The 7,491-nt window shown below is 29.7% G+C and carries 8 protein-coding genes and 1 rRNA gene; 3 read left to right on the forward strand and 6 right to left on the reverse strand.

The genetic code is table 11. From position 1 onward, the window contains the following. Positions 1 to 127: 127 nt before the first annotated feature. From BM027_RS17680 to BM027_RS17700, 5 genes are read right to left on the reverse strand one after another with little or no spacing between them, the layout of a single operon-like run. Entirely contained in the window at positions 128 to 832 is a 705-nt protein-coding gene (locus tag BM027_RS17680) for an ABC transporter ATP-binding protein (protein ID WP_090094493.1), read from the reverse strand. A 3-nt stretch (positions 833 to 835) separates the two neighbouring features. Further along, the gene (locus BM027_RS17685; RefSeq protein WP_090094494.1) at positions 836 to 1,594 is read right to left on the reverse strand and encodes an ABC transporter ATP-binding protein; all 759 of its coding nucleotides are present in this window, start codon (positions 1,592 to 1,594) and stop codon (positions 836 to 838) included. 4 nt (positions 1,595 to 1,598) lie between these two features. Further along, positions 1,599 to 2,573 carry a branched-chain amino acid ABC transporter permease gene (locus BM027_RS17690; RefSeq protein WP_090094498.1) on the reverse strand — a complete coding sequence of 325 codons (975 nt, stop codon included), beginning with the start codon at positions 2,571 to 2,573 and terminating at the stop codon, positions 1,599 to 1,601. Between the two features lie 9 nt (positions 2,574 to 2,582). Continuing rightward, the gene (locus BM027_RS17695; protein ID WP_090094495.1) at positions 2,583 to 3,458 is read right to left on the reverse strand and encodes a branched-chain amino acid ABC transporter permease; all 876 of its coding nucleotides are present in this window, start codon (positions 3,456 to 3,458) and stop codon (positions 2,583 to 2,585) included. 22 nt (positions 3,459 to 3,480) lie between these two features. Next, positions 3,481 to 4,632 carry an ABC transporter substrate-binding protein gene (locus BM027_RS17700; protein ID WP_090094496.1) on the reverse strand — a complete coding sequence of 384 codons (1,152 nt, stop codon included), beginning with the start codon at positions 4,630 to 4,632 and terminating at the stop codon, positions 3,481 to 3,483. A gap of 405 nt (positions 4,633 to 5,037) precedes the next feature. Here BM027_RS17700 and BM027_RS17705 point away from each other — a divergent pair, with 405 nt between their 5' ends. Then, a complete protein-coding gene (locus BM027_RS17705) occupies positions 5,038 to 6,003 on the forward strand; it encodes a TRM11 family SAM-dependent methyltransferase (RefSeq protein WP_242943365.1) in 966 nt (321 codons plus the stop codon). A gap of 112 nt (positions 6,004 to 6,115) precedes the next feature. Next, positions 6,116 to 6,427 carry a thioredoxin gene (gene trxA, locus BM027_RS17710; RefSeq protein WP_090094497.1) on the forward strand — a complete coding sequence of 104 codons (312 nt, stop codon included), beginning with the start codon at positions 6,116 to 6,118 and terminating at the stop codon, positions 6,425 to 6,427. A gap of 423 nt (positions 6,428 to 6,850) precedes the next feature. Here the strand turns inward: trxA and BM027_RS18335 are convergent, their stop codons facing one another. Beyond that, positions 6,851 to 6,997: a hypothetical protein gene (locus BM027_RS18335; protein WP_175560026.1), complete on the reverse strand. Its 147-nt coding sequence runs from the start codon at positions 6,995 to 6,997 to the stop codon at positions 6,851 to 6,853. A 420-nt stretch (positions 6,998 to 7,417) separates the two neighbouring features. Here BM027_RS18335 and BM027_RS17715 point away from each other — a divergent pair. Continuing rightward, positions 7,418 to 7,491: ribosomal RNA gene (locus tag BM027_RS17715) — 16S ribosomal RNA — on the forward strand; the annotation flags it as partial.

Here is a 7,491-nt window from a genome sequence, read left to right on the forward strand (position 1 = left end):
CTTTAAATGTTAGAAACTATTAGCGAAATTTTTCTAGTCTTCTTTAATAAATGTTATTTCTATTTCTTTGTTATTACTTCACTTGGTAATTCTGAAACAGCCTCTTATTTTCATTATAGAAAAGAAATTATTCTCCAAGATAAGCACTTCTTATAACATCATCATTAAGCAATGCTTTAGCATCTCCTGATGTTGTTATAGTACCAGTTTCAAGAACATAAGCTCTATCAGCAATAGCAAGTGCCATATTAGCATTTTGTTCAACTAGAAGTATAGTTGTACCTGATTTGTTAACTTCAACAATTGTATCGAAAATATCTTTAACAACAAGTGGAGCAAGTCCCATTGAAGGCTCATCTAGTATAAGCATTTCTGGTCTATTCATTAAGGCTCTACCTATTGCAAGCATTTGTTGTTCACCACCAGAGAGAGTACCTGATAATTGTTTTTCTCTTTCTTTTAGTCTTGGAAATTTAGAAAATATCATATCCATATCTTCTTTAATTCCAGCTTTATCTTTTCTTAAATAAGCACCTAGTTCTAAATTTTCTCTAACAGTTAAATCAGGAAATATTCTTCTGCCTTCAGGTACATGAGAAAGACCCAAAGAAACTATTTTATTTGCTGGAACTTTATTTAATAGTGTTCCCTTAAATGTAATAGTACCAGATTTTAGAGGCTCTAAGCCTGATATAGCCCTAAGTGTTGAACTTTTACCAGCACCATTAGCTCCTATTAAAGTTACTATTTCACTTTGTTTTACTTCAAGAGAGATATCTTTTAATGCATGAATAACACCATAATATAGGTTAATATTATCTATTTTTAGCATTGTTTATGCCCCCTCTCCAAGGTAAGCTTCAATTACCTTAGAATTGTTTTTAATCTCATTAGGAGTACCTTCAGCAATTTTCTTTCCATAATCAAGAACTGCTATTTTATCACAAATCCCCATAACAAGCTTCATATCATGCTCTATCAATAGAACTGATATATGGAATTTATCTTTGATCCAATTTATAAGATCCATAAGTTCTAAAGTTTCTTGAGGATTCATTCCAGCAGCAGGCTCATCTAATAATAACAAAGATGGTTTAGCAGCTAGAGCCCTTACTATTTCAAGTTTTCTTTGCTCACCATAAGGAAGATTTTTTGATAGTTCATCTTTCTTTGTATCTAGAGAGAACGCTTTTAGTAATTCGATACTCTTGTCTTCAATTAATTTTTCTTCTTTTTTAAATTTAGGTGTTCTAAGGATAGAATCAAACAGAGAATAATTAACTCTATAATTAAAACTTACTTTTACATTATCAAGAACAGTAAGGCTAGAAAATAATCTTATGTTTTGAAAAGTTCTTGCTATTTTCTTCTTAGTAATATTATAAGGCTTAAGTCCGTTAATACTTTCTCCAAGGTATGAAATACTACCTTCAGTTGGGTTATATACACCAGTTAACATGTTAAATACAGTAGTTTTACCAGCACCATTAGGACCAATAAGACCCACAATTTCCTTTTCATCTATAGTAAGGTTAAAGTCAGAAACTGCTTTTAATCCACCAAATTCAATTGACAAGTTTTCAACATTTAACATTTAATTAAGCCTCCTTCCTATTATGTGTTTGTGATTTTGTAATAGTTTTAGTATTTCTTTTAAATATTTTAAGTGAAAGTTCTTTATCACCAAATAATCCTTGAGGTCTGAAAATCATAAGAAGTATAAGGGCTAATGGATAGATTATCATCCTGAAATCTTGCATACTTCTTAAAAGTTCTGGTAAGAAAGTTAAGATTATAGTAGCTATAATTGAACCAGAAAGTGATCCCATACCACCAAATACAACAAAAGTTAAAAAGTCTATTGATTTATTAAAGTCGAATGATACTGGTTGTATATATCCCATATAGTGAGAATAAAGTCCTCCAGCAAGTCCAGCAAAGAAAGCACCGATGGTAAATGCCATCATCTTATATTTAAATGCATTAATGCCCATTGATTGAGCTGCTATTTCATTTTCACGAACTGAAAGCATTGCTCTACCTTGGGATGAATGGATTATATTATAAATAATAACTATGGTAACGACGGCAAATAAAAATGCTAATGTAAAATTAGTTTTCTTTGGAATACCTGTAAGTCCACGAGCACCACCAAGTGCATCGATATTCATAATAACTATTCTAATGATTTCACAAAAGGCTAAAGTTGTTATTGCAAAATAGTCGCCTGTAAGTTTTAAAGTAGGATAGCCTATTAAAGCTGCAAAGATACAGGCAACTATTGCCCCAATAATAATTGAAACAATAAATGGCATACCTGTTTTTTGAGTAATTAAAGCAGACATATAAGCACCAATTGACATAAATCCAGCATGTCCTAAACATAATTGACCAGTAAACCCAACTATTAAGTTTAAAGAAACTGCTAAAATAATATTAATTAACGCTAAATTAATAATTCCAGAATAATAAGAATTTATAACTTTTGTACTAATTAATCCAAATAAAATAGCATATATTATTAAGCTTAATACTAGAATTAGGATTGATTTCTTTTTAAAAAACTCCTTCATATATATCACCTACACTTTCTCCTTAGTTTTATTACCCAATAGACCAGAAGGTTTAATTAAGAGTATTATAATTAAAACTCCAAATACAATTGCATCTGAGAAGTTAGTTGATATATAAGCTTTTGAAAATGTCTCAAGAACTCCAATAGCAACTCCTCCAAGAAGAGCACCAGGTATACTGCCGATTCCTCCAAGTACTGCTGCAACAAAGGCCTTAAGACCAGGCATAACTCCCATATAAGGGGTAATACTAGGATAAGATATTGCAACTAAAACCCCGGCTATACCAGCTAATGCAGAACCTATAGCAAATGTAAGAGATATAGTATTATTAACGTTTATACCCATAAGAGAAGCAGCTTCTATATCTTGAGATGATGCTCTCATGGCTTTTCCAACTTTAGTTTTATAAACAATAAATTGAAGTAAAATAACAAAGGATGCAGAAACTGCAATCATTAATATAGTCTTCCATTCTATTTGAATGGGTCCTAAATTAATTGATCCAGCATTAATTAGGTCTGGAAATGGTTTAGGATTAGATCCAACTAAAATTCTCATGGCGTTTTGTAAAAATAAAGATACGCCAATTGCTGTTATAAGCAAAGTTATTCTTGGAGAATTTCTTAATGGCTTATAAGCAACCTTTTCTATAATAATACCTGCTAGTCCTGATGCTACCATTGCTATTAATAATGTTGGTATTAATGATAATCCGAGAGTTGTAGCAGAATATAATCCTGCAAAGGCGCCTATCATATATATTTCACCATGTGCAAAGTTTATAAGTTGTATAATTCCATATACCATTGTATAACCCAATGCTAGGAGGGCATATACGCTACCTAAAGCTAATCCGTTGATAAGTTGTTGTAATAATTCCATAGTATATTCCTCCTTTAAAATATTAAGGATTAACCTTAGTAGCTAAAATCTTATTTTCTCCATCAACTTTGATGATAGCTGCACTCTTTATAGCAGTTCTTTCGTTGTTAAACTTAATGTTACCTGTAACACTATTCATTTCCATTTTAGATAAGGCATCTTTAATAGCCGCTCCATCTGTGCTACCAGCTTTTTCAATTGATTTAACTAAGATTTTAGCTGTATCGTATGAAAGAGCTGCAAAGGAGTCAGGTTCTTTATTATATGTTTTTTTGTAAGATTCAACGAAATTCTTAACGGCCTCATCTTTATCGGCTGAATAGTAATGATTAATATATAACGCACCATTTATCGCATCTCCACCAATTTTAACCAAATCTTCTGATTCCCAACCGTCTCCACCAAGGAATTGTGATTGGATTCCCATTCCTCTAGCTTGTTTAGCAATAAGAGCAACAACGTTATAATAATCAGGTAATATTAATACATCTGGATTTAAGCTCTTAATTTTAGTTAATTGAGCTTTAAAATCAGTTTCTTTTTCATTATTGTAAGTAAGAAATTCGCCAACTTGTCCACCAGCAGCTTCAAACTTTGCTTTAAAGCTATCAGCTATTCCTTTTGAGTAATCTGAACCAGCATTATATAATACTGCAGCTGTTTTCTTTCCTAAAGTTTCGCTAGAATATTTTGCAAGAACGTCTCCTTGGAATGAATCCACGAAACATCCTCTAAACATATATTCTCCACCAACTTTTGTTACCGTTGGTTCTGTTGCTGTTGGAGTAATCATTGGTATACTTTTTGAAGTTGAATTTGGAGCAACTGCAAGTGTTGCACCTGATGTAACGGGTCCTAAGATTGCACATACCTTTTCATCATCTACTAGCTTATTAAATGCTTGAAGTGCTGAATTTGGTTCCGCTTGATCATCTTCAAAAATGAATTTAATTTGTTTTCCGTTAATGCCACCAGCATCATTGATTTCAGTTTCTAATAATGTTGCACCTTCTTTTGCTGATATACCATAAGTAGATGCTGCTCCAGATAATGGACCTATAGCGCCAATCTTAATTACGCTATTATCAGCCTTACCTCCGTTTGCACCACAACCAGCAAGAAATGTTATGGCCATTACTGAAGCTAAAAGTCCTGAAAGTAATTTCTTTTTCATAAATTATATCCCCCTTATTGAAAATAAATAAATGATAATGTAATAATTAAAAAGAATATATATTATTAAATTATCATCAAATAATTATATTTATTATTGATATAATATCATATTGGTACAATAACTACAAGAATGATATTTAATATTTTATAGTAAAAATATTAAAAAATGTATGCAAACGATATCTGATAATGTAAATAAAAGGTTATGTTTTAAGTGAATGTTGATTATTGTAATATAAAGATTCAGGACGGTGGAATTCATATAGGAAACTTGACTCATGTGCCTAAAAAATTGCGGATAGATAATAATAGAATTTATATAATAAGTAGCTTATTCATTTAATTATGATATAAAATATGTGTAGTAATACAAAATCTTAAAGGGTGAAGAGGTTGAATATAATTGATTAAAAAATTATTAAATATTAAAAATAAAAATGATAGCAGTAAAAAATATTTTTACTCTATTAATTATCCTGTATTTGAAGAAAACTTATGCAAGATGGAGATGAAATGTCTTTTTAATAAAATTCCAAATGAGAAATATCTATTTTCTAATTGTTATGTTAATCCATCAAGAAGTCCTTTTATAAAGGATATGATTTCAATAATATATGAAGAGGATTCTTTGGATAAAATAGTAAATAAAGTTATAGAAGATAAATTATCTTATGATGATTTTAAAGTATGTTATATAAAACTTGAAAATGGAGATGTGGATTATAAAGAAAGGCTTAGGAGTATAAGGGAAATAGGACTTGTTGTAACTGGTGAATCAGAAATGCACAATCCTAAAGTAATCATTGGAGTAACTAAGGTTGATGGAAGATGGATTTTAGGTAAATATGAGAGAAACAATTATCAGTGGCATATTCATGATAAAAAACCATATTCATATTCTAATTCAATAAGCTTAAGAGTAGCTAGAGCATTAGTAAATATAGCAGTTAAAAATAATTTAGATTATAAATTAATTGATCCTTGCTGTGGAGTTGGAACAGTTGTAATTGAAGCTCTTTCAATGAATATTAATGTACAGGGATGTGAAATTAATAATAATATTGCAGAAAATGCTAAAAGAAATTTAGAGTTTTTTGGATATGAGAATGTAATAACTAATGGAGATATGAATAATATAGAAGGAAAATATGATGTAGCTATTATAGATCTTCCATATGGATTATTTACACCAACTACAATAAAAAAGCAAACAGACATTATCAAAACTGCTCGTAAAATTGCAAATAAATTAATTATAGTTACATTTGAAAACATGGATGAACATATTATAGACGCTGGATTTAAAATTATAGATAGATGCTATGTTTGTAAGGGGAAGTTTAAAAGATATATAAATATATGTAAATAGTATTAAGTAAATTTAACAAAATAATATTTCAAAAAATGTATATCAAAAAACAAATAGGTTAAAAATATTTAAAATAAGTAATATTTAGAAGAATAAAAATGGAGGAATAAATATGTTAAAATTAGTGCATAGCCATAGATTTAAAGATGAAGTAGAAAGTGGAGTTGTAGTTGTAGATTTTTTTGCAACTTGGTGTGGTCCTTGTAAAATGTTAGCACCAGTAATGGAAGAGTTATCAGAAGAAATGAATGAGAAGGTTAAATTTATAAAAGTTGATATAGATCAAAGCTTAGATTTGGCAAAACAATTTCAAGTTTCATCTGTACCAACAATGATGATTTTTAAAGACGGAGAAAAGATAGATACATTGATAGGATTTTTACCAAAAGAAAAGATAAAAGAAAGTATAGAATCTCATTTATAAAGGAATATTTAAAAGTGAAAGTTTTTATGATATTAATGATGAGCAAATATAGTTTAAATAATTACTTAAGGTATCTCCAAATAAATAACTAGTCAGTCTTCTTGCCTTTTTTGAACTATACTGAGTTAGTAAAGGTAGCTAATAAGAGTAGCATTAACTACTTTTACTTCCTTGTTTAGTTCAAAAAATATTAAGAATTGTTGACTAGTTATTTATTTTATAATGCCTAATGATTAATATAATAAAATATAGCCGTGCAAATTACTGAGAGATAACCATATTGCGAAAGAGAGTAAACTGAATATTGAAATTCTAAATCATATCTTACAATAATTCTTACATTAGTTTTTTAAGTTTGCTAATGGGAGCCATGTAATAAGAAAACTATTGGAAGAGGCCCCTTTAATTGATACCTATAACGGCTTATAATGGATGAGCCTGTGAATATCCATTTGGCATTTGTATTAGTGATTGTTCTAATAAAGTCATTACATCATCTACTACTACTATTACAACTACTTGTTCAAATGTATTATTATTTATTGAAATTTCTTTAATAACTAAGAACAAATAACATTTATAACAGCTATTTATTAGATAACCTTTCCTAGTGTGTCAGGATTAACGTGAGTTAGAAAAAAGAAGAATAATGTAGCATTTTGAGAGTAAATTTAACATATGGGGAATATAATATTAGCTATAGAAACAATATATGGTAAGATAAAACACGTCGCTAAGAGATGCAGACAACAAGTTAAGAACAAGAAAAACATTCTGGAAAGAACGGTTTGAAAGTTTTAAAAAACTTATTGACAAGATCTAAACCAAGTGATATACTAATAAAGTCGCTTGAGGGTGACAAGTTAAAACAAAAGCCGACAACGTAATGTTGGAAGCGAAAGAATATGGTCTTTGAAAATTGAACAGAATATAGATAAATACATTTAAGTAAACCAGCAATTCTTTTTAGAGTAAGCTAAGATTAAACTTTTTAATGAGAGTTTGATCCTGGCTCAGGACGAACGCTGGCGGCGTGCCTAACACATGCAAGTCGAGCGATGAAG

The organism is Clostridium uliginosum, from assembly GCF_900112485.1.
GTDB classification, from domain to species: domain Bacteria; phylum Bacillota; class Clostridia; order Clostridiales; family Clostridiaceae; genus Clostridium; species Clostridium uliginosum.